21 protein-coding genes and 1 tRNA gene are annotated in these 19,379 nt (G+C 43.2%); 19 read left to right on the plus strand and 3 right to left on the minus strand.

Going from position 1 to position 19,379, the window contains the following annotated elements; genetic code table 11:
* Positions 1–7: 7 nt before the first annotated feature.
* The 7 genes from rpe to pflA all read left to right on the plus strand — a co-directional run bounded on the left by rpe (position 8) and on the right by pflA (position 6,645).
* The gene (rpe, locus tag M1F97_RS05670) at positions 8–664 is read left to right on the plus strand and encodes a ribulose-phosphate 3-epimerase (protein ID WP_247944475.1); all 657 of its coding nucleotides are present in this window, start codon (positions 8–10) and stop codon (positions 662–664) included.
* Positions 627–1,289, plus strand: coding sequence for a thiamine diphosphokinase (locus tag M1F97_RS05675; RefSeq protein WP_247944476.1), 663 nt, complete (start codon positions 627–629; stop codon positions 1,287–1,289). The genes rpe and M1F97_RS05675 overlap by 38 nt, the downstream gene beginning before the upstream one ends.
* 1 nt (position 1,290) lies before the next feature.
* Complete coding sequence (gene rmuC, locus M1F97_RS05680; RefSeq protein WP_247944477.1) at positions 1,291–2,547, plus strand: DNA recombination protein RmuC; 1,257 nt, start codon at positions 1,291–1,293, stop codon at positions 2,545–2,547.
* Complete coding sequence (locus M1F97_RS05685; RefSeq protein WP_084936802.1) at positions 2,537–3,478, plus strand: 3'-5' exoribonuclease YhaM family protein; 942 nt, start codon at positions 2,537–2,539, stop codon at positions 3,476–3,478. The genes rmuC and M1F97_RS05685 overlap by 11 nt, the downstream gene beginning before the upstream one ends.
* 104 nt (positions 3,479–3,582) lie before the next feature.
* Entirely contained in the window at positions 3,583–4,410 is an 828-nt protein-coding gene (purR, locus tag M1F97_RS05690) for a pur operon repressor (RefSeq protein WP_002874197.1), read from the plus strand.
* Positions 4,411–4,476: 66 nt separating this feature from the next.
* On the plus strand, positions 4,477–5,733 hold the full coding sequence (locus M1F97_RS05695) for a diaminopimelate decarboxylase (protein WP_247944478.1): 1,257 nt from the start codon (positions 4,477–4,479) through the stop codon (positions 5,731–5,733).
* Positions 5,734–5,850: 117 nt separating this feature from the next.
* Positions 5,851–6,645, plus strand: a complete 795-nt coding sequence (gene pflA, locus M1F97_RS05700; RefSeq protein WP_169446750.1) for a pyruvate formate-lyase-activating protein — start codon at positions 5,851–5,853, stop codon at positions 6,643–6,645.
* A 73-nt stretch (positions 6,646–6,718) separates the two neighbouring features.
* On the opposite strand, the gene yidC is transcribed toward pflA, so the two are convergent.
* Positions 6,719–7,639 (minus strand): membrane protein insertase YidC, encoded by a 921-nt coding sequence (yidC, locus tag M1F97_RS05705; RefSeq protein ID WP_247944570.1) that lies wholly within the window; start codon positions 7,637–7,639, stop codon positions 6,719–6,721.
* A 77-nt stretch (positions 7,640–7,716) separates the two neighbouring features.
* On the minus strand, positions 7,717–7,995 hold the full coding sequence (locus M1F97_RS05710) for an acylphosphatase (protein ID WP_125450017.1): 279 nt from the start codon (positions 7,993–7,995) through the stop codon (positions 7,717–7,719).
* Positions 7,996–8,028: 33 nt separating this feature from the next.
* Between M1F97_RS05710 and M1F97_RS05715 the strand changes: the two genes are divergently transcribed.
* The 11 genes from M1F97_RS05715 to M1F97_RS05765 all read left to right on the plus strand — a co-directional run bounded on the left by M1F97_RS05715 (position 8,029) and on the right by M1F97_RS05765 (position 16,821).
* Positions 8,029–8,769 carry a TrmH family RNA methyltransferase gene (locus tag M1F97_RS05715; protein WP_247944479.1) on the plus strand — a complete coding sequence of 247 codons (741 nt, stop codon included), beginning with the start codon at positions 8,029–8,031 and terminating at the stop codon, positions 8,767–8,769.
* 54 nt (positions 8,770–8,823) lie between these two features.
* On the plus strand, positions 8,824–9,507 hold the full coding sequence (locus tag M1F97_RS05720) for a Bax inhibitor-1/YccA family protein (RefSeq protein ID WP_247944480.1): 684 nt from the start codon (positions 8,824–8,826) through the stop codon (positions 9,505–9,507).
* 109 nt (positions 9,508–9,616) lie between these two features.
* Complete coding sequence (gene asnA / locus M1F97_RS05725) at positions 9,617–10,609, plus strand: aspartate--ammonia ligase (RefSeq protein WP_247944481.1); 993 nt, start codon at positions 9,617–9,619, stop codon at positions 10,607–10,609.
* A 64-nt stretch (positions 10,610–10,673) separates the two neighbouring features.
* Positions 10,674–11,213: a 16S rRNA (guanine(966)-N(2))-methyltransferase RsmD gene (rsmD, locus tag M1F97_RS05730; RefSeq protein ID WP_247944482.1), complete on the plus strand. Its 540-nt coding sequence runs from the start codon at positions 10,674–10,676 to the stop codon at positions 11,211–11,213.
* Positions 11,203–11,691, plus strand: coding sequence for a pantetheine-phosphate adenylyltransferase (gene coaD, locus M1F97_RS05735; protein WP_247944483.1), 489 nt, complete (start codon positions 11,203–11,205; stop codon positions 11,689–11,691). The genes rsmD and coaD overlap by 11 nt, the downstream gene beginning before the upstream one ends.
* Positions 11,675–12,712, plus strand: coding sequence for a SepM family pheromone-processing serine protease (locus M1F97_RS05740; RefSeq protein WP_247944484.1), 1,038 nt, complete (start codon positions 11,675–11,677; stop codon positions 12,710–12,712). The genes coaD and M1F97_RS05740 overlap by 17 nt, the downstream gene beginning before the upstream one ends.
* 55 nt (positions 12,713–12,767) lie before the next feature.
* Positions 12,768–12,998 (plus strand): DUF1146 family protein, encoded by a 231-nt coding sequence (locus M1F97_RS05745; protein WP_247944485.1) that lies wholly within the window; start codon positions 12,768–12,770, stop codon positions 12,996–12,998.
* Between the two features lie 22 nt (positions 12,999–13,020).
* Entirely contained in the window at positions 13,021–14,304 is a 1,284-nt protein-coding gene (gene murA, locus M1F97_RS05750; RefSeq protein ID WP_247944486.1) for a UDP-N-acetylglucosamine 1-carboxyvinyltransferase, read from the plus strand.
* The gene (locus M1F97_RS05755; RefSeq protein ID WP_000739700.1) at positions 14,291–14,485 is read left to right on the plus strand and encodes a DNA-directed RNA polymerase subunit beta; all 195 of its coding nucleotides are present in this window, start codon (positions 14,291–14,293) and stop codon (positions 14,483–14,485) included. Before murA ends, M1F97_RS05755 begins: the two co-directional genes overlap by 14 nt.
* Before the next feature lie 40 nt (positions 14,486–14,525).
* Positions 14,526–15,350, plus strand: coding sequence for a DNA/RNA non-specific endonuclease (locus M1F97_RS05760; RefSeq protein ID WP_247944487.1), 825 nt, complete (start codon positions 14,526–14,528; stop codon positions 15,348–15,350).
* 139 nt (positions 15,351–15,489) lie between these two features.
* Entirely contained in the window at positions 15,490–16,821 is a 1,332-nt protein-coding gene (locus tag M1F97_RS05765) for a hemolysin family protein (protein ID WP_247944488.1), read from the plus strand.
* Positions 16,822–16,958: 137 nt separating this feature from the next.
* On the opposite strand, the gene M1F97_RS05770 is transcribed toward M1F97_RS05765, so the two are convergent.
* Positions 16,959–17,029 (minus strand) — tRNA-Cys (locus M1F97_RS05770).
* Positions 17,030–17,333: 304 nt separating this feature from the next.
* On the opposite strand from M1F97_RS05770, the gene M1F97_RS05775 reads away from it, so the two are divergent.
* A complete protein-coding gene (locus tag M1F97_RS05775) occupies positions 17,334–19,313 on the plus strand; it encodes a peptide ABC transporter substrate-binding protein (protein WP_247944489.1) in 1,980 nt (659 codons plus the stop codon).
* Positions 19,314–19,379 lie beyond the last annotated feature (66 nt).

Below are 19,379 nucleotides of genomic sequence, written 5' to 3' on the forward strand. Positions count from 1 at the left end.
GAAACCTATGTCTCAATACAAGATTGCTCCGTCAATTCTGGCAGCAGATTATGCCAACTTTGAACGTGAAATCAAACGCCTAGAAGCAACTGGAGCAGAGTATGCCCATATCGATATCATGGATGGTCACTTTGTACCGCAAATCAGTTTTGGTGCAGGTGTGGTCGAAAGTCTTCGTCCTCATAGCAAGATGGTCTTTGACTGCCACTTGATGGTCGCTAATCCAGAGCATCATTTAGAGGACTTTGCGCGTGCAGGTGCAGACATCATCAGTATCCATGTAGAAGCAACGCCTCATATCCATGGCGCCCTCCAAAAAATTCGCTCTCTCGGTGTTAAACCTTCGGTCGTTATCAATCCCGGGACACCGGTTGAAGCTGTCAAGCATGTCCTTCATCTAGTTGACCAAGTTTTAGTGATGACGGTTAACCCTGGCTTCGGTGGGCAAGCCTTCCTACCTGAAACCATGGATAAGATTCGTGAGTTGGTTGCCCTTCGTGAGGAAAAAGGTTTGAACTTTGAAATCGAAGTTGATGGTGGGATTGATGATCAAACCATTTCTCAGGTTAAAAAAGCTGGAGCGACCGTTTTTGTAGCAGGATCCTATGTCTTTAAGGGAGATGTCAATGAACGAGTGCAAGCTCTCCGAAAACAACTGGACTAGGGTTGCCGTTTTTGCAGGCGGAGACCGTGGTCATTATCGAACGGATTTTGATTGCTTTGTCGGTGTGGATCGAGGATCGCTCTGGGTCTTGGAAGAAGACCTACCTCTCGCTCTAGCAGTTGGAGATTTTGATTCCGTCACTGCAGAAGAGCGACAGATAATTCAAAAGCGTGCTCAGCACTTTATCCAAGCTCGGCCGGAAAAAGATGATACGGATCTGGAACTAGCACTCTTAACGATTTTTGAAAAAAATCCTCAAGCTCAGGTGACTATTTTCGGTGCTCTTGGTGGTCGCATTGATCATATGCTGGCCAATGTCTTTTTACCTAGCAATCCCAAGTTGGCACCCTATATGTGTCAGATAGCGATTGAAGATGGGCAAAATTTGATTAGCTATTGTCCAGAAGGGACCAGTCAGTTAGAACCGCGTTCAGGCTACGACTATCTAGCTTTTATGCCAGTTCGGGATAGCAGGTTGACCATTCTCGGAGCTAAGTACGAATTGACTGAGGAGAATTTTTTCTTTAAAAAAGTGTACGCTTCTAACGAATATATAGATAGGGAAGTTTCGGTGACTTGCCCAGATGGCTATGTAGTCGTACTGCATAGCAAGGACAGGAGATAGGATGGAGATTTTACTTGTTATTTTATTAGTTGCTAATCTTCTTGGGCTCTTTCTCATTTGGCAAAGGCAAGATAAGCAAGACAAGTACCTAGCCAAGAGCTTGGAGGATCAAGCAGACAATCTTTCAGATCAACTGGATTACCGCTTTGAACAAGCCAGACAAGTCAGCCAGCTGGATCAAAAAGACTTGGAAGTGGCTGTCAGCGATCGTTTGCAAGAAGTGCGAATAGAGTTGCACCAAGGCCTGACTCAAGTTAGACAGGAGATGAACGAGAATCTCCTTCAAACCAGAGATAAGACCGACCAACGCCTTCAAGCCCTGCAGGAATCAAATGAGCAACGCTTGGAGCAAATGCGCCAGACGGTCGAGGAAAAACTGGAAAAGACATTACAGACACGCTTGCAGGCTTCCTTCGAGACAGTTTCCAAACAACTGGAGTCGGTCAATCGTGGTCTGGGAGAGATGCAGACAGTTGCCCGCGACGTTGGTGCTCTCAACAAGGTTCTCTCTGGAACCAAGACGAGAGGGATTCTGGGCGAATTGCAACTGGGGCAAATCATTGAAGACATCATGACTCCTGCCCAGTACGAACGAGAATTTGCAACGGTTGAAAACTCTAGCGAGCGAGTAGAGTACGCCATCAAGTTACCTGGCCAAGGCGACCAAGAATATGTCTACCTACCGATTGACTCCAAGTTTCCACTGGCGGATTATTATCGCCTAGAAGAAGCCTATGAAGCAGGCGATAAGGACGAAATCGAACGTTGTCGCAAGTCACTCCTAGCAAGCGTTAAGCGCTTTGCCAAGGATATCAAGAGCAAGTACATAGCACCACCTCGGACGACCAATTTTGGAGTCTTGTTTGTTCCGACAGAGGGACTCTACTCAGAAATCGTCCGGAATCCGGTCTTCTTTGATGATTTGAGACGGGAGGAGCAGATTATTGTCGCAGGTCCAAGTACCCTGTCGGCCCTGCTTAACTCTCTATCAGTTGGCTTCAAAACTCTCAATATCCAAAAGAGTGCCGACCATATCAGTAAGACCCTAGCCAGTGTCAAGACCGAGTTTGGCAAGTTCGGGGGCATTCTGGTCAAGGCACAAAAGCATCTCCAACATGCCTCTGGCAATATTGATGAATTACTAAACCGTCGTACCACAGCTATCGAGCGGACGCTCCGTCACATTGAGTTATCAGAAGGTGAGCCTGCGCTTGAACTACTCCATTTCCAAGAAGATGAGGAAGAATATGAAGATTAGTCACATGAAAAAAGATGAGCTGTTTGAAGGTTTTTACCTGATCAAATCAGCTGACCTGAGACAGACACGTGCTGGGAAAAACTACCTAGCCTTTACCTTCCAAGACGATAGTGGCGAGATTGAAGGAAAACTCTGGGATGCCCAACCTCATAACGTTGAGGCCTTTACCGCTGGGAAAGTCGTCCACATGCAGGGACGCAGAGAAGTTTATAATAATACTCCTCAAGTCAATCAAATTACTCTCCGCTTGCCTCAGCCTGGGGAACCCAATGATCCGGCTGATTTCAAGGTCAAATCTCCAGTTGATGTCAAGGAGATTCGTGACTACATGTCGCAAATGATTTTCAAGATTGAAAATCCTGTCTGGCAGCGTATCGTTCGCAGTCTCTACACCAAGTATGATAAGGAATTCTACTCCTATCCAGCTGCCAAGACCAACCACCATGCCTTTGAAACTGGTTTGGCCTATCATACAGCCACCATGGTGCGTTTGGCAGATGCCATTAGCGAAATCTATCCTCAGCTCAACAAGAGCCTGCTCTATGCTGGGATTATGTTGCACGACTTGGCCAAGGTTTTAGAACTCAGTGGTCCCGATCAGACGGAGTACACAGTGCGAGGCAATCTTATCGGCCATATCGCCCTCATCGATAGCGAAATTACCAAGACAGTCATGGAACTCGGCATCGATGATACTAGAGAAGAAGTGGTGTTACTGCGCCATGTCATCCTCAGTCATCATGGCTTGCTGGAGTATGGAAGTCCAGTCCGTCCACGCATTATGGAGGCAGAGATTATCCACATGATTGACAATCTAGATGCCAGCATGATGATGATGTCAACAGCTCTGGCTTTGGTGGACAAAGGAGAGATGACCAATAAAATTTTCGCTATGGACAATCGTTCCTTCTATAAACCAGATTTAGATTAATAATTTAAGAAAAACGAGCATTTTTTACGCAATAATGTTCGTTTTTTTATGTGAATGTGGTATAATGGATAAAATATCAAAATTAAATGGAATGGTAAATAAAAATGAAATTAAGAAGAAGTGATCGGATGGTTGTCATTTCCAACTATTTGATTAATAATCCATACAAACTAACAAGTCTCAACACCTTTGCAGAAAAGTACGAATCTGCTAAATCATCGATTTCAGAGGACATCGTGATTATCAAGCGTGCTTTTGAGGAAATCGAAATCGGTCATATTCAGACTGTGACAGGAGCAGGTGGTGGCGTTATCTTTACACCATCAATCTCAAGCCATGAAGCCAAAGAAATGATCGCAGACTTGCGTGACAAGCTTTCAGAAAGCGACCGTATCTTGCCAGGTGGCTACATCTACCTATCTGATTTGCTCAGTACGCCTGCCATTTTGAAAAATATTGGGCGTATCATTGCCAAGAGCTTTATGGACCAAAAAATCGATGCCGTTATGACAGTAGCAACAAAAGGTGTGCCACTTGCAAATGCAGTTGCCAATGTCCTCAATGTTCCATTTGTCATTGTGCGCCGTGACTTGAAAATTACCGAAGGTTCAACTGTCAGCGTCAACTATGTATCAGGTTCCAGTGGTGACCGTATCGAGAAAATGTTCCTTTCAAAACGTAGTCTCAAGGCAGGCAGTCGTGTCTTGATCGTGGATGACTTCTTGAAAGGCGGCGGAACTGTCAACGGGATGATTAGTCTCTTGCGTGAGTTCGATTCTGAACTAGCTGGTGTCGCAGTCTTTGCAGACAATGCCCAAGAAGAACGTGAAAAGCAGTTCGATTACAAGTCACTCTTGAAAGTAACCAATATTGATGTCAAGAACCAATCCATCGATGTTGAGATTGGAAATATCTTTGACGAAGACAAATAAGAGATAGAACTAAAGGTTGGAACGATTGTCCCAGCCTTTCTTTGCAAACAGAATAGAAGGAAGCTTATGAAAACACCATTTATCAGCCGAGAAGATTTAGAAACAATTGTTGCAGAGTTCCCGACTCCTTTTCACTTGTATGATGAGAAGGGGATTCGCGAAAAAGCAAGAGCGGTCAACCAAGCTTTTTCCTGGAACGAGGGCTTTAAGGAATATTTTGCAGTTAAGGCTACTCCAACCCCAGCCATCTTGAAAATTCTCAAAGAGGAAGGTTGTGGTGTGGACTGTTCTAGTTATGTGGAGCTTTTGATGTGCCATAAACTGGATTTTCCTGGTTCTGAGATCATGTTCTCTTCTAACAATACCCCAGACCAAGAGTACGCTTATGCACGTGAATTGGGCGCAACCATTAACTTGGATGCTTTTGAAGACATTGAACATCTGGAGCGAGCGGCAGGCATTCCAGAAATCATCTCTTGTCGTTACAATCCTGGTGGTGTTTTTGAACTGGGGACAGACATTATGGACAATCCTGGAGAGGCCAAGTTTGGCATGACCAAGGACCAGCTTTTTGAAGCTTTTGCCATCTTAAAGGAAAAAGGAGCCAAGACATTTGGGATTCACTCTTTCCTAGCATCCAATACCGTCACCCATCTCTACTACCCAGAGTTGGCCCGTCAGCTTTTTGAATTAGCTGTGGAAATCAAAGAAAAATTGGGCATTTCACTGGACTTTATTAACCTTTCTGGCGGAATCGGTGTTAACTACTGCCCAGATCAGGAGCCAAATGACATCGCTGTGATTGGTGAGGGCGTGCGAAAGGTTTATGAAGAAGTCCTCACACCTGCAGGACTTGGTCAGGTCAAGATTTTCACCGAATTGGGTCGTTTTATGTTAGCCCCTCACGGAGCTTTAGTCACAAGAGTCACTCATAAGAAAAAAACTTATCGTACCTATCTAGGTGTGGATGCATCAGCAGTCAACCTCATGCGCCCAGCCATGTATGGAGCCTATCACCATATCACCAATCTGACCCATCTAGATGGGCCAGTTGAGGTCGTAGACGTGGTCGGTTCACTCTGTGAAAACAATGATAAATTTGCCGTCAATCGCGAACTGCCTCATACAGAAATCGGTGATTTACTGGTGATTCATGATACAGGTGCACATGGATTCTCCATGGGTTATCAGTACAATGCCAAACTGCGCTCGGCAGAAATCCTCTATACCGAAGAAGGCAAAGCCCGTCAAATCCGCCGTGCAGAGCGTCCTGAGGACTATTTTGCAACCTTGTATGGTTTTGATTTTGAACCCGATCATTAAAAAAATGAAAATGAAAGTGAAAAACAGATTGCTTTCTAAAAAATAGACAAAAATCTTGTTTTTCCCTCAAGTCGTGATATAATAAAACTATAAAACGGTTTCAAGGAAGGTGACGATATGTCTGAAGAAACAATTGACTATGGACAAGTGACAGGAATGGTGCATTCGACAGAGAGTTTTGGGGCGGTAGATGGTCCTGGGATTCGTTTTATTGTCTTTTTGCAGGGTTGTCACATGCGTTGCCAGTACTGCCATAACCCAGACACATGGGCTATGGAGACCAATAAATCACGTGAACGGACAGTAGACGATGTCTTGACAGAAGCCCTTCGCTATCGTGGTTTCTGGGGAGACAAGGGAGGAATCACTGTCAGTGGAGGAGAGGCTCTCTTACAGATTGATTTCTTGATTGCCCTCTTTACCAAGGCTAAGGAACAAGGAATCCACTGTACCTTGGACACCTGTGCCCTGCCTTTCCGTAATAAACCACGTTACCTTGAGAAGTTTGACAAACTTATGGCTGTCACTGACTTGGTTCTCTTGGATATCAAGGAAATCAACGAAGAACAGCACAAGATTGTCACTAGCCAAACCAATAAAAATATCTTGGCCTGTGCCCGGTACCTATCAGATATTGGAAAACCTGTCTGGATTCGCCATGTGCTAGTTCCAGGTTTGACAGACAGAGATGAGGACTTGATCGAACTTGGTAAGTTTGTCAAGACCCTTAAAAACGTTGACAAGTTTGAAATCCTACCTTATCACACTATGGGTGAGTTCAAATGGCGTGAATTGGGAATTCCTTATTCGCTCGAAGGGGTAAAACCTCCAACAGCAGATCGCGTTAAGAATGCCAAGGAATTGATGGATACAGAAAGCTATCAAGACTATATGAAACGTGTACATGGATAAAAAGAAGCCTGATGGAAACATCGGGCTTTTGTGATGCAAAAAGACTTAGCCTTTCAGCTAAGCCTTTTGAGTCTTATCTAGATCGTTGTTTGCCAGAGTTGCGGTTTTTCTTTTTCTTATTGGTTGTGATAGCCTGAGGCTGCTTAGGAGTCACATCTTTTCTTGCACCTGCAGAAGGGCTGACTTTCGGAGGGTTCTTTTCGTATTCTTCACGTACTTTTTGACGAAGTTTTGGACGAACGACATAGTTGACGATAAACTGTTGGAGAATCATCATGAAACCACCGACAACCCAGTATAGTGTCACACTGGCTGGTGAGAAGAGTGAGAAGATAACAATCATGAGTGGGCTCATGTAGATCATTTTCTTAAGTTGTTCTCTTTGCATCTCGTCTTCTACTCCATGAAGCGAGAGGAGAGATTGGATGTAGTAAAGAACACCTGCAAAGGCTACGAGGAGCATGCTTGGTGAGCCAAGATCAATTCCCAAGAAGTTAGAACCAGCAACTCCTTCAGTGTGCTGGGCTGCAAAGTAGATAGCAGAGAAGAAAGGCATTTGGAGCAAGATAGGGAAACATCCGACGCCTCCTAGCATGCTGATACCATGTTCTTTTTGGGCGGCAAAGAGAGCTTGTTGAGCCTCAAGTTTTTCTTCTTGAGTTGTTGCTTCTTTGAGACGTGTTTGATGTGGTTCAAGCACGTGTTTGAGGGCGTTCATCTTTTCAGAGTGAAGCGTCGCTTTCCACGATTGGTAGATACCGAGTGGCAAGATAATCAAACGCACGATAATGGTGACGATGATAATTCCCATCCCAAAACCAAGTCCCATATCATTAGCAAAGTATTTGATGGCCTCTGCCATAGGCGCTCCGATGGTGTTCCAGATAAATCCAGTCGGTTCTCCAGTCGTTTTATCAACAGAAACACAACCTGTCAAGACGAGTAGCATAGCCACTCCCATAGCAGAGAGGGCAAAACGTTTAATAGATTTCAATGTTTTCATTCCTTCTTTAAAAATTATACCTTTCTATTCTACTGTTTTTTTGTAAAATATACAATAGTTCTGGAGACCTAATTTGCGACTTTGAAGTCTGAATAGGATGAAAAGTTGCTCATCTGCACATCCAGATAGGTGACTTTTGAGAAAGGTGTAGGGCCTTTTCGGATTTCTTGGATAAATTTCGCCATGGTAGCAGAAGACTCTGCTTGAGCGAGAATTTCCACTGTGCCATCGTCGTTATTCCAGACACGACCAGTGATGCCACCGATTTCAAGCGCTAGAGTAAGAACGCCCCAACGGAAACCAACACCCTGCACCCTGCCTTGGGCAATCATTCTAACCTTTTGCATACTAACCCCCTTTAATTGTGTTATAATGTTTCTATGACTATTATAACCTCAAAAGCCAATTCTGTGGTGAAAAATGCCAAGAAATTGCATCAAAAAAAATATCGAAAGTCTGCCTATTTGATTGAAGGTTGGCACTTGTTTGAAGAAGCTGTTCAAGCTGGAGTGACGATTGAAAAGGTCTTTGCTTTGGAAAGTTACCGAGATCAGTTGGCTGCTTTTCCTCAAACTGTCTGGGTTTCAGAGGAGATTTTGCGGGACTTAGCAGATACGCAAACCCCTCAAGGCATTGTCGCTGTTATTCAAAAAGAAGAAGTGGGTCTGCCTGATTTTAGTCAGGGTAAGTTTCTTTTTTTAGAAGATGTCCAAGATCCTGGTAATGTGGGTACCATGATTCGGACTGCGGATGCGGCAGGTTTTACAGGGGTCATTGTTTCAGACAAGTCAGCAGATATTTACAGTCTCAAGACCTTGCGTTCCATGCAAGGAAGTCATTTTCACTTGCCCATCTATCGTATGCCTGTTGCTACCTTTATAGAAGAGGCAAAGAAGAGCAACTTGCCCATTCTAGCAACGACCTTATCCAAAGAATCCAAAGACTATCGTGAACTTTCTCCCCTAGAAGACTTTGTTTTAGTCATGGGAAATGAAGGACAGGGGATTAGTCCTGTCATGGTTGAGAGTGCTGATCAGCTGGTTCATATTGGAATGAAGGGCCGAGCAGAGAGTCTCAATGTTGCCATTGCCGCAGGCATTTTGATGTTTTATTTCAGCTAATTTATAAAATCTTTGTTATAATCAAGACATATTTATAGAAAAAGGAGAATCAGAATGAATCAAACAATTATTCAAGAACGTTCAGGTCTCAATCAATTTTACGCTAAGGTTTATGCCTTTGTGGGACTTGGGATAGGTCTATCAGCTCTCGTGTCAGCTTTGATGTTGACAGTCTTTCAGTCCCAATTGATCTACTTTTTAATGCATGGCCGTCTCTGGTTGATGATTGCAACTTTTGCAGAACTTGGTCTGGTCTTTGTTGCAAGTAGCATGGCTGCTAAAAATAGCCCAGCAGCTCTCCCAGTATTTTTAGTTTATTCTGTTTTAAATGGATTTACGCTTAGTTTTGTCGTAGCCTTCTATACACCTGGGACCGTCTTGTCAGCCTTTGTATCCAGTGCCCTACTCTTCTTTGTCATGGCGACAATCGGAATTTTCACCAAGAAGGATTTGAGTGGAATGGGTCGAGCTCTGATGGCTGCGCTTGTCGGGTTAATTATTGCTATGATCGTCAATCTATTTCTAGCCAATAGTTTCTTTGACTACATGATTAGTATTGCCATGGTCTTGGTTTTCTCAGGTTTGATTGCTTGGGACAACCAAAAGATTCGCTATGTTTATGAGCAGTCACGAGGACAAGTAGCGACAGGTTGGGTCATTTCAATGGCGCTCAGCATCTACCTAGACTTTATCAACCTCTTCCTTAGCATCTTACGCATCTTTGGTCGAAACGATTAAAAGTCTATAGAGTCAGTGTTCCAAAGAGCACTGACTTTTTCTTATTTACTCTTTTCTTTTCTTGGAAATAGGTGTATAATGCTTTTAACTAATTTTTGAGGAGCCGTTTATGAAGAAAAGTTTTATTCATCAGCAAGAAGAGATTTCCTTTGTTAAAAATACCTTTACCCAGTATTTGAAAGATAAGTTAGAAGTTGTTGAAGTTCAAGGTCCCATCTTGAGCAAGGTTGGGGATGGGATGCAGGACAACCTGTCAGGTGTCGAAAATCCAGTATCCGTGAAGGTCTTGCAGATTCCAGATGAAACCTATGAAGTCGTTCACTCACTTGCCAAATGGAAACGCCACACCTTGGCTCGTTTTGGTTTCGGAGAGGGTGAAGGTCTGTTTGTTCACATGAAGGCCCTTCGTCCTGACGAAGATTCGCTTGATGCGACCCACTCTGTTTATGTGGACCAGTGGGACTGGGAAAAAGTGATTCCAAATGGCCAACGCAATATCGCTTATCTTAAAGAAACAGTTGAAAAGATTTACAAGGCTATTCGTCTGACAGAGCTAGCAGTAGAAGCCCGCTATGATATCGAATCGATCTTGCCAAAACAAATCACCTTTATCCATACAGAAGAGCTGGTAGAACGCTACCCAGACTTGACACCAAAAGAGCGTGAAAATGAAATCTGTAAAGAGTTCGGTGCAGTCTTCTTGATTGGTATTGGTGGAGAATTGCCTGACGGGAAACCTCATGATGGCCGTGCGCCTGACTACGATGATTGGACAACAGAGTCTGAGAATGGCTACAAAGGACTGAATGGGGATATTCTAGTTTGGAACGAATCTCTTGGTACTGCCTTTGAACTTTCATCAATGGGGATTCGGGTTGATGAAGATACACTTCGTCGCCAAGTTGCTCTGACAGGGGATGAAGATCGACTTGAGCTGGAATGGCATAAAGCCTTGCTTAATGGTCTTTTCCCATTGACAATCGGTGGGGGTATCGGACAGTCTCGTATGGCCATGTTCCTTCTTCGTAAGAAACACATCGGAGAGGTTCAGACTAGTGTTTGGCCGCAAGAAGTCCGCGACACTTACGAAAATATCTTGTAGAGAATCGAACCGCAAGGTTCGGTTTTCTTTCTCTTTTTTTCCATAATTTGGTATAATAAACGGTATGAAAATCGTATCAGGAATCTATGGAGGGCGTTCCCTCAAGACGCTAGAAGGAAAGACGACTAGGCCGACATCTGATAAGGTGAGAGGAGCCGTCTTTAACATGATTGGTCCTTATTTTGAGGGTGGTCGTGTCTTGGATCTCTATGCTGGCAGTGGCGGTCTGTCTATTGAAGCTGTGTCAAGAGGGATGTCCAGTTCTGTCTTAGTGGAACGGGATCGAAAGGCCCAAGCAGTCATCGCTGAAAATATCCAGATGACCAAGGAAGTTTCTAAATTTCAGCTCTTAAAGATGGAAGCTGACCGAGCTCTAGAGCAAGTGAAAGGTCCCTTTGACCTGATCTTTTTAGACCCTCCCTATGCCAAGGAACAAATCGTTGCAGATATCGAAAAAATGGCAGAAAGAAATCTCTTCTCCCAAGAGATCATGGTTGTCTGCGAAACCGATAAGTCTGTAGAACTTCCAGAAGAAATCGCCTGCTTAGGTATCTGGAAGGAAAAAATATATGGGATTAGTAAGGTGACAGTCTATGTCAGATAAAATTGGGTTATTTACAGGTTCATTTGATCCGATGACAAATGGACATCTGGATATCATTGAACGTGCCAGCAAACTCTTTGATAAGCTCTATGTTGGGGTTTTCTACAATCCCCACAAACAAGGTTTTCTCCCCGTTGAAAATCGCAAACGAGCGGTCGAAAAAGCTGTGGCGCATTTAGATAATGTAGAGGTCATGTCTTCTCACGACCAACTAGTTGTTGATGTTGCAAGAAGACTGGGGGCCAAAACTCTTGTCCGTGGCTTGCGGAATGCTACAGACTTGCAATACGAGGCTAGTTTTGATTACTACAATCATCAACTGGCTCCAGAGATTGAGACCGTTTACCTATATAGTCGCCCAGAGCATCTTTATATTAGCTCTTCAGCTATGAGAGAACTTCTGAAGTTTGGTCAGGAGATTCAGCAATATGTCCCAAACAGTGTTGTGGAGGAATTAGAACATGAAGAAAAAAACTAGATGGCCCTTATATATCATCCTAGCACTAGTATTGACTTTTTTAGCCTTTGTAGTACCTTTGCCTTACTACATAGAAGTTCCAGGTGGAGCGGAAGATATTCGTCAAGTTTTAAAAGTCAATGAAACAGAGGATACGGAAGCGGGAGCTTACCAGTTTGTAACAGTGGGTATTCGACACGCAACCCTGTCGCATCTTGTCTATGCTTGGCTGACTCCATTTACGGATATTAGAAGCGCTCAGGAGACAACGGGTGGCTCTACGGATGTAGAGTTTATGCGGATCAATCAGTTCTACATGCAAACTTCTCAAAACATGGCCAAATATCAAGGCTTGAAGACGGCAGGCAAGGATATCGAACTCAAGTACCTAGGAGTTTATGTCTTGACCGTGACGGATACTTCAACTTTTAAGGGTATTCTGAACATTGCGGATACCGTGACGGCTGTTAATGATAAGACCTTTGATAGTTCCAAAGACTTGGTTGATTATGTCAACTCTCAAAAATTAGGAGATCCGGTCAAGGTAACCTATGAAGAAGACGGAAAAGTCAAGACTGCTGAAGGTAAAATTATCACTCTCGAAAACGGGAAAAACGGGATTGGTATTGGCTTGATTGACCGTACGGAAGTGACAAGTGACGTTCCAATTCGCTTTTCAACAGCTGGTATCGGCGGGCCAAGTGCAGGTCTCATGTTTAGTCTAGCTATCTACACCCAGATAGCAGATCCAGGCCTTCGTAATGGTCGTATCGTTGCAGGTACGGGAACCATTGATCGGGACGGAAATGTTGGCGACATCGGAGGAATTGACAAAAAAGTGGTTGCAGCCTCTCGTCAGGGAGCCAACATCTTTTTTGCTCCTGACAATCCAGTCACTGAGGAAGCGAAAAAAGCAGATCCCAATGCGAAAAGCAACTATGAAACAGCCCTAGAAGCTGCTAAAACAATCAAGACAGAGATGAAAATCGTTCCCGTTAAAACCTTGCAGGATGCGATTGATTACCTTAAAAATAATCCCTAATCCGTAGAAAAATCGAAAACTAGCGCGCAAGCGGATAAGATGGTATAATAGTCAAATGGTTCAATTATTATTCACTCTAAGCAGTCACATACTCTTTATTTATTTGAGTTTTTACCTTTTAAAGGATCTTGTGAGATGGGAAAAGGTTTTAAAAGTGACTTCTACAAACACAAAAAAAATACGTTTGTTGGTAGGCTTCTTTAGTATTGTAATGGGCTACATCTTAAGTTCATTCTTTATCAGTTTGTATCAATTGTGGCAAGAAGCATTTAGAGGACTGTTATAAAATCAAAAGTAAAGGAAAAACTATGGAAAAAATTGTGGTTCAAGGCGGAGAGAATCGTCTGATCGGGAGTGTGACCATTGAGGGAGCAAAGAATGCCGTCTTGCCCTTGTTGGCAGCGACTATTCTAGCAAGCAAAGGTAAGACAGTCTTGCAGAACGTCCCAATCTTGTCAGATGTTTTCACCATGAATCAAGTGGTTCGTGGTCTGAATGCCAAGGTGAACTTTGATGAGGGAGCCCATATTATCGAGGTCTATGCGACTGGTGATATCACAGAGGAAGCTCCTTACAAATATGTCAGCAAGATGCGGGCATCAATCGTTGTTTTGGGACCAATCCTTGCTCGTGTAGGCCATGCCAAGGTATCTATGCCAGGTGGTTGCACCATTGGGAGTCGTCCGATCGATCTCCACCTCAAGGGCTTGGAAGCTATGGGAGCTAAGATTAGCCAGACAGCTGGTTACATCGAAGCCAAGGCAGAACGCTTGCATGGCGCTCATATCTACATGGACTTCCCTAGTGTCGGCGCAACCCAAAACCTGATGATGGCAGCGACGTTAGCGGATGGTGTGACTGTCATTGAAAATGCTGCGCGTGAGCCGGAAATTGTTGACCTTGCTATCCTTCTTAATGAAATGGGAGCCAAGGTCAAGGGAGCTGGTACCGAAACAATTACAGTGACTGGTGTCGAGGAACTCCATGGAACAACTCATAATGTGGTACAGGACCGTATCGAAGCTGGAACCTTTATGGTTGCGGCAGCCATGACTGGTGGCGATGTCCTCATTCGAGATGCAGTCTGGGAGCATAATCGCCCCTTGATTGCCAAACTTCTTGAAATGGGAGTTGAGGTGACGGAGGAGTCGGAAGGTATTCGTGTCCGTTCTCAACTGGAAAATATCAGAGCTGTTCACGTAAAAACCTTGCCACACCCAGGATTTCCAACAGATATGCAGGCGCAATTTACAGCCTTGATGACAGTTGCAAAAGGGGAATCAACCATGGTGGAAACTGTATTTGAGAATCGCTTCCAACACTTGGAGGAAATGCGTCGGATGGGCTTGCACTCGGAGATTATCCGTGATACAGCTCGTATTGTCGGAGGACAGGCTTTACAGGGGGCAGAAGTTCTATCAACGGACCTTCGCGCTAGTGCTGCCTTGATTTTGACAGGTCTGGTGGCGCAAGGAGAAACCGTTGTCGGTAAATTAGTCCACCTTGATAGAGGTTACTACCGCTTCCATGAGAAATTGGCTCAGTTAGGAGCGAAGATTCAGCGAATCGAGGCAAATGATGAAGAAGAATAAAAACATACGTTATGTACTCCGTCGCTTACTGTTAATTTTTATCGTACTCTTGCTGGGATTCCTTGCTTTAGGAATCGGCTTGATGATCGGCTACGGGATTCTAGGAAAGGGACAGGATCCGTGGGCTATCTTGTCTCCGGCAAAGTGGCAAGAATTGATTAGCAAATTTACAGGAAATTAGACTGGGAAACCAGTCTTTTTCTAAAGAAATAAGGAGAAAAATGAACAAAAGAACAAGACAGACCCTAGTAGGGCTACTCATATTCTTACTCTTGGCTGCTGGAAGCTATTACATCAAGCAGATGCAGTCGGCACCAAATACGCCTAAAACCAAAGTTAGTAAGAAAAAACAAGCTTCAGAAGCTCCCAGTCAGGAGTTGGCTGAAAGTGTCTTAACTGAGTCGATAAAGAACCAAATCAAGGGGGATCTCGAGTGGAATGGAGCAGGGGCTTTTGTTGTCAATGGCAATAAAACCAATCTAGATGCCAAGGTTTCAAGCAAACCCTATGCGGATAATAAAACAAAGATAGTTGGAAAAGAAACAGTCCCAACTGTTGCCAATGCCATCTTATCCAAAGCGACTCGGCAGTATAAGAATCGTGAAGAAACAGGAAATGGATCCACCTCTTGGACGCCACCAGGATGGCATCAGGTTAAGAATCTAAAGGGAGCCTACACACATGCAGTTGATAGAGGACACCTGCTGGGCTATGCCTTGATAGGTGGTTTGGATGGTTTTGATGCCTCTACCAGCAATCCTAAGAACATTGCAGTCCAGACAGCTTGGTCAAACCAAGCGCAGGCTGAAGATTCGACAGGGCAGAACTACTATGAGAGTTTGGTTAGGAAAGCCTTGGATCAAAATAAGAGGGTTCGTTACCGCGTAACTCTCCACTATGCTACAAATGAGGATTTGGTTCCTTCCGCTTCACAAATCGAAGCCAAGTCTTCAGATGGCGAATTGGAGTTTAACGTCCTGATCCCAAATGTTCAAAAGGGCATCCAGCTTGATTATCGAACAGGTCAAGTCACGGTGACAAACTAGAAACAATCTACAAAAGAATAAAAATTGCTCCCTTGTCCGTCATTGATAAGGGAGCAATTGTATAAATTAGAAAATAATGTGATTCCTAGGCCGATTTATGATATAATGGAACACAAGATACTATTTTAGGAGAAAGACCATGGAAGACCCGAGCAGTCAGGATTTGTTACTGCAATTTGTACTTTTAGTTGTATTGACCTTTTTAAATGCCTTTTTCTCAGCCACCGAAATGGCGATGGTGTCACTAAATCGTGCCCGAGTAGAGCAAAAGGCAGAAGAGGGAGACAAACGTTACGGTCGTTTGTTAAAGGTACTTGAAAATCCTAATCACTTTTTATCAACGATTCAAGTTGGTATCACCTTGATTACCATCTTGTCAGGGGCCAAATTGGCGGATACCCTTGGACAAGTGATCGCATCTTGGATGGGAAGCGGAGAGACGGCTTACGCCATTGCAAGTTTTCTCTCTTTGGCAATCTTGACCTATATCTCCATTGTTTTTGGTGAGCTTTATCCTAAGCGGATTGCCCTCAATCTGAAAGATGCTTTGGCGATTCGAACAGCACCAATTATTATTGGTCTTGGAAAGATTGTAAGTCCCTTTGTCTGGCTGTTATCTGCTTCAACTAATTTATTGAGTCGTGTGACGCCAATGACCTTTGATGATGCTGATGAAAAGATGACACGTGATGAAATAGAGTACATGTTGACTAAGAGCGAGGAAACCTTGGACGCAGACGAAATCGAGATGTTACAAGGGATTTTCTCTCTAGATGAGCTGATGGCGAGAGAAGTCATGGTTCCTCGGACAGATGCCTTTATGGTGGATATTCAGGATGATAGTCAAACCATTATCCAAAGTATTCTAAAGCAAAATTTCTCACGTATCCCTGTTTATGATGGGGATAAGGACAATGTGATTGGTTTGATTCATACCAAGCGTTTGCTAAATGCTGCCTATGCAGATGGTTTTGAAAATATTATTTGGAAACGAATCCTCCAAACGCCACTATTTGTGCCTGAGACTATCTTTGTGGATGACCTCCTTAAAGAGCTTCGAAATACCCAAAACCAAATGGCTATCTTACTAGACGAATACGGTGGTATGGCTGGTTTGGTAACTCTGGAAGATCTCCTAGAGGAAATCGTCGGCGAAATTGATGATGAAACGGACAGAGCAGAAATCGAAGTCCATCAAATCGGTGAGGATACCTATATTGCACAAGGAACCATGAATCTTAACGACTTCAACGACTACTTTGGCGTTGAACTAGAAAGCGATGATGTGGATACTATCGCCGGTTATTATTTGACGGGTGTTGGTACGATCCCAACAACTGAAAAAATTAGTTATGAATTGGTCAGTCAAAACAAGCAGATTATCCTAACCAATGATAAGGTGAAAAACGGACGTGTTACCAAGGTAAAGGTTCAAATCACCGAAATAGAACCCGAAGAAGAAACCGAGTAAAACAGTGATTTTCGTCACTGTTTTTTTTATTCGCCCCAAAAGATTTTCAAAGTTATCCTTATTTATCCGAAAAAAACAAAAAAGCCCGATTTTACGGGCTTTTCATTCGGTTAATTCCTGTTATTTCAGGTACTGAAAGGCGGTAGACGGATTTGAACCGACGATCAAGCTTTTGCAGAGCCGTGCCTTACCACTTGGCTATACCGCCTCAACGTTTATTATTATACCTTGAAAATGATTCTACGTCAATAGTTTCTTAATCGAAAATCCAATTTAGAAGCTTGCCCTTTCTGACTGGATAGAAAAATGGGGAGAGAAAACCTGAAAATCAGGCTTTATGGGCATTAAGTTTGCCTTATGACTTGATAGATAGCAAACAAAGAATAGAGAAATTTGACAAATGAAAGTTTTTTGTGGGTACACGCCTAAATATTCTGAAAATTCGTTTACTTTTTGAGAAATCTATGGTATAATTGACAATAAGCCTAAATTTTTTAAGAGGAGTTACATACGTGAAAAAAAGTAGAATATTTGTTACAGCAGGGATTGCTTTGCTGGCAACTGGCGTTCTCGCTGCTTGCGGTTCTTCAAAATCATCTGATTCAACAGCGCCAAAATCCTATGGCTATGTTTATTCAGCTGATCCGGAAACTTTGGATTACCTCATTTCAGGGAAACAAAGTACCAAAATTGCCACTTCAAATGGTATCGATGGTCTCTTTACAAATGATAAATATGGGAATTTGACTCCTGCAGTTGCAGAAGACTGGTCAGTCTCAAAAGATGGGTTGACTTATACCTACAAGATTCGTAAAGGTGTTAAATGGTTCACATCTGACGGAGAAGAGTATGCAGAAGTTACTGCCAAGGACTTCGTAAACGGCTTGAAACACGCAGCGGATAACAAGTCAGAAGCAATTTACCTAGCAGAAAATTCTGTTAAAGGTTTGTCTGATTATTTATCAGGCAATTCAAAAGACTTTTCTTCAGTAGGTGTGAAAGCAGTTGATGATTATACTCTTGAGTATACTTTGAACCAACCAGAACCATACTGGAACTCTAAGATGGCTTACTCAATCTTCTGGCCATTGAACGAAGAATTTGAAAAATCAAAAGGATCTGACTTTGCTAAAGCGACTGACCCTACATCATTGCTTTACAATGGACCATTCTTGCTGAAAGGTTTGACTGCTAAGTCTTCTATCGAGTTCGCTAAGAATGAGCAATACTGGGACAAAGACAATGTTCATCTCGATAAAGTAACCCTTGCTTTCTATGATGGTTCAGACCAAGAGTCCATTGAGCGCAACTTTACAAGTGGAGCCTATAGCTATGCCCGTCTCTTCCCAACAAGTTCAAACTACTCTAAAGTAGAAGAAACCTACAAGGAAAATATCTTCTACACTCCATCAGGACCTGGTATTGGTGGTTTGGGTGTGAATATTGACCGCCAAGGTTACAAATACACTTCTAAGACAACTGATGAAGAGAAGACTTCTACTAAGAAAGCCCTTCTTAACAAGGACTTCCGTCAAGCCTTGAACTTTGCCTTTGACCGTACCTCTTACTCAGCTCAAGTAAATGGTAAAGAAGGTGCTCCTCGTGCCGTTCGTAACCTCTTTGTAAAACCTGACTTTGTCTCTGCTGGCGAAAAAACTTTCGGTGACTTGGTGACTGATAAGATGGCAGCTTATGGCGATGAATGGAAGAATGTAAGCTTTGCGGATGGTCAAGATGGACTCTTCAACGCCGATAAAGCCAAAGCTGAATTTGCCAAAGCCAAAACAGCATTGGAAGCAGAAGGTGTGAAATTCCCTATTCACTTGGATATTCCAGTAGACCAAACAGCTAAAAACTATATCGCACGTATTCAATCCTTCAAACAATCCGTTGAAACAGTGCTTGGTGAAGGCAACGTAGTTATTGATATCCAACAAGTTTCTAAAGATGAGTTTAATAATATTACCTACTATGCGGCGAATGCAGCAGCAGAAGACTGGGATCTCTCAGGTGCCGTTGGATGGAACCCTGACTATGAAGATCCATCAACTTACCTTGATATCTTGAAAACAACGAATACTGAACAAACAAAAACATACATGGGTTACGAAGGTGCAGATAATGCTGCAGCAGCTCAAGTTGGTTTGAAAGAATACGATAAGCTAGTTGATGAAGCTGCTAAAGAAACCAGTGATTTGAATGTTCGTTATGAAAAATACGCAGCAGCTCAAGCTTGGTTGACAGATAGCTCACTCATCTTGCCAGCTATGTCATCAACTGGTGCTGCACCATTCATTTCTCGTGTTGTGCCATTCTCTGCATCATATAGCCAATCTGGAGATAAAGGCTCAGATGTATACTTCAAGTATATTCAGTTACAAGACAAAGTTGTAACAAAAGTTGACTATGAACAAGCTCGTGAAAAATGGCTCAAAGAGAAAAAAGAATCAAACGAAAAAGTTCAAAAAGAATTGGCTAATCACGTTAAATAAATAACTCTCAAGAGAACTTTCTCTCCATGAGGAGAAGGTTCTTTTGGGATTTTAAAAGGAAACGAT

The sequence above is a fragment of the Streptococcus oralis genome (assembly GCF_023110435.1).
Classification (GTDB): Bacteria; Bacillota; Bacilli; order Lactobacillales; family Streptococcaceae; genus Streptococcus; species Streptococcus oralis_CF.

Coding starts and splice junctions, on each gene's coding strand:
- rpe (WP_247944475.1), top strand. CDS start 8: ATGTCTCAATACAAGATTGCTCCGTCAATTCTGGCAGCAGATTATGCC.
- M1F97_RS05675 (WP_247944476.1), top strand. CDS start 627: ATGAACGAGTGCAAGCTCTCCGAAAACAACTGGACTAGGGTTGCCGTT.
- rmuC (WP_247944477.1), top strand. CDS start 1,291: ATGGAGATTTTACTTGTTATTTTATTAGTTGCTAATCTTCTTGGGCTC.
- M1F97_RS05685 (WP_084936802.1), top strand. CDS start 2,537: ATGAAGATTAGTCACATGAAAAAAGATGAGCTGTTTGAAGGTTTTTAC.
- purR (WP_002874197.1), top strand. CDS start 3,583: ATGAAATTAAGAAGAAGTGATCGGATGGTTGTCATTTCCAACTATTTG.
- M1F97_RS05695 (WP_247944478.1), top strand. CDS start 4,477: ATGAAAACACCATTTATCAGCCGAGAAGATTTAGAAACAATTGTTGCA.
- pflA (WP_169446750.1), top strand. CDS start 5,851: ATGTCTGAAGAAACAATTGACTATGGACAAGTGACAGGAATGGTGCAT.
- M1F97_RS05710 (WP_125450017.1), bottom strand. CDS start 7,995: ATGCAAAAGGTTAGAATGATTGCCCAAGGCAGGGTGCAGGGTGTTGGT.
- M1F97_RS05715 (WP_247944479.1), top strand. CDS start 8,029: ATGACTATTATAACCTCAAAAGCCAATTCTGTGGTGAAAAATGCCAAG.
- M1F97_RS05720 (WP_247944480.1), top strand. CDS start 8,824: ATGAATCAAACAATTATTCAAGAACGTTCAGGTCTCAATCAATTTTAC.
- asnA (WP_247944481.1), top strand. CDS start 9,617: ATGAAGAAAAGTTTTATTCATCAGCAAGAAGAGATTTCCTTTGTTAAA.
- rsmD (WP_247944482.1), top strand. CDS start 10,674: ATGAAAATCGTATCAGGAATCTATGGAGGGCGTTCCCTCAAGACGCTA.
- coaD (WP_247944483.1), top strand. CDS start 11,203: ATGTCAGATAAAATTGGGTTATTTACAGGTTCATTTGATCCGATGACA.
- M1F97_RS05740 (WP_247944484.1), top strand. CDS start 11,675: ATGAAGAAAAAAACTAGATGGCCCTTATATATCATCCTAGCACTAGTA.
- M1F97_RS05745 (WP_247944485.1), top strand. CDS start 12,768: ATGGTTCAATTATTATTCACTCTAAGCAGTCACATACTCTTTATTTAT.
- murA (WP_247944486.1), top strand. CDS start 13,021: ATGGAAAAAATTGTGGTTCAAGGCGGAGAGAATCGTCTGATCGGGAGT.
- M1F97_RS05755 (WP_000739700.1), top strand. CDS start 14,291: ATGAAGAAGAATAAAAACATACGTTATGTACTCCGTCGCTTACTGTTA.
- M1F97_RS05760 (WP_247944487.1), top strand. CDS start 14,526: ATGAACAAAAGAACAAGACAGACCCTAGTAGGGCTACTCATATTCTTA.
- M1F97_RS05765 (WP_247944488.1), top strand. CDS start 15,490: ATGGAAGACCCGAGCAGTCAGGATTTGTTACTGCAATTTGTACTTTTA.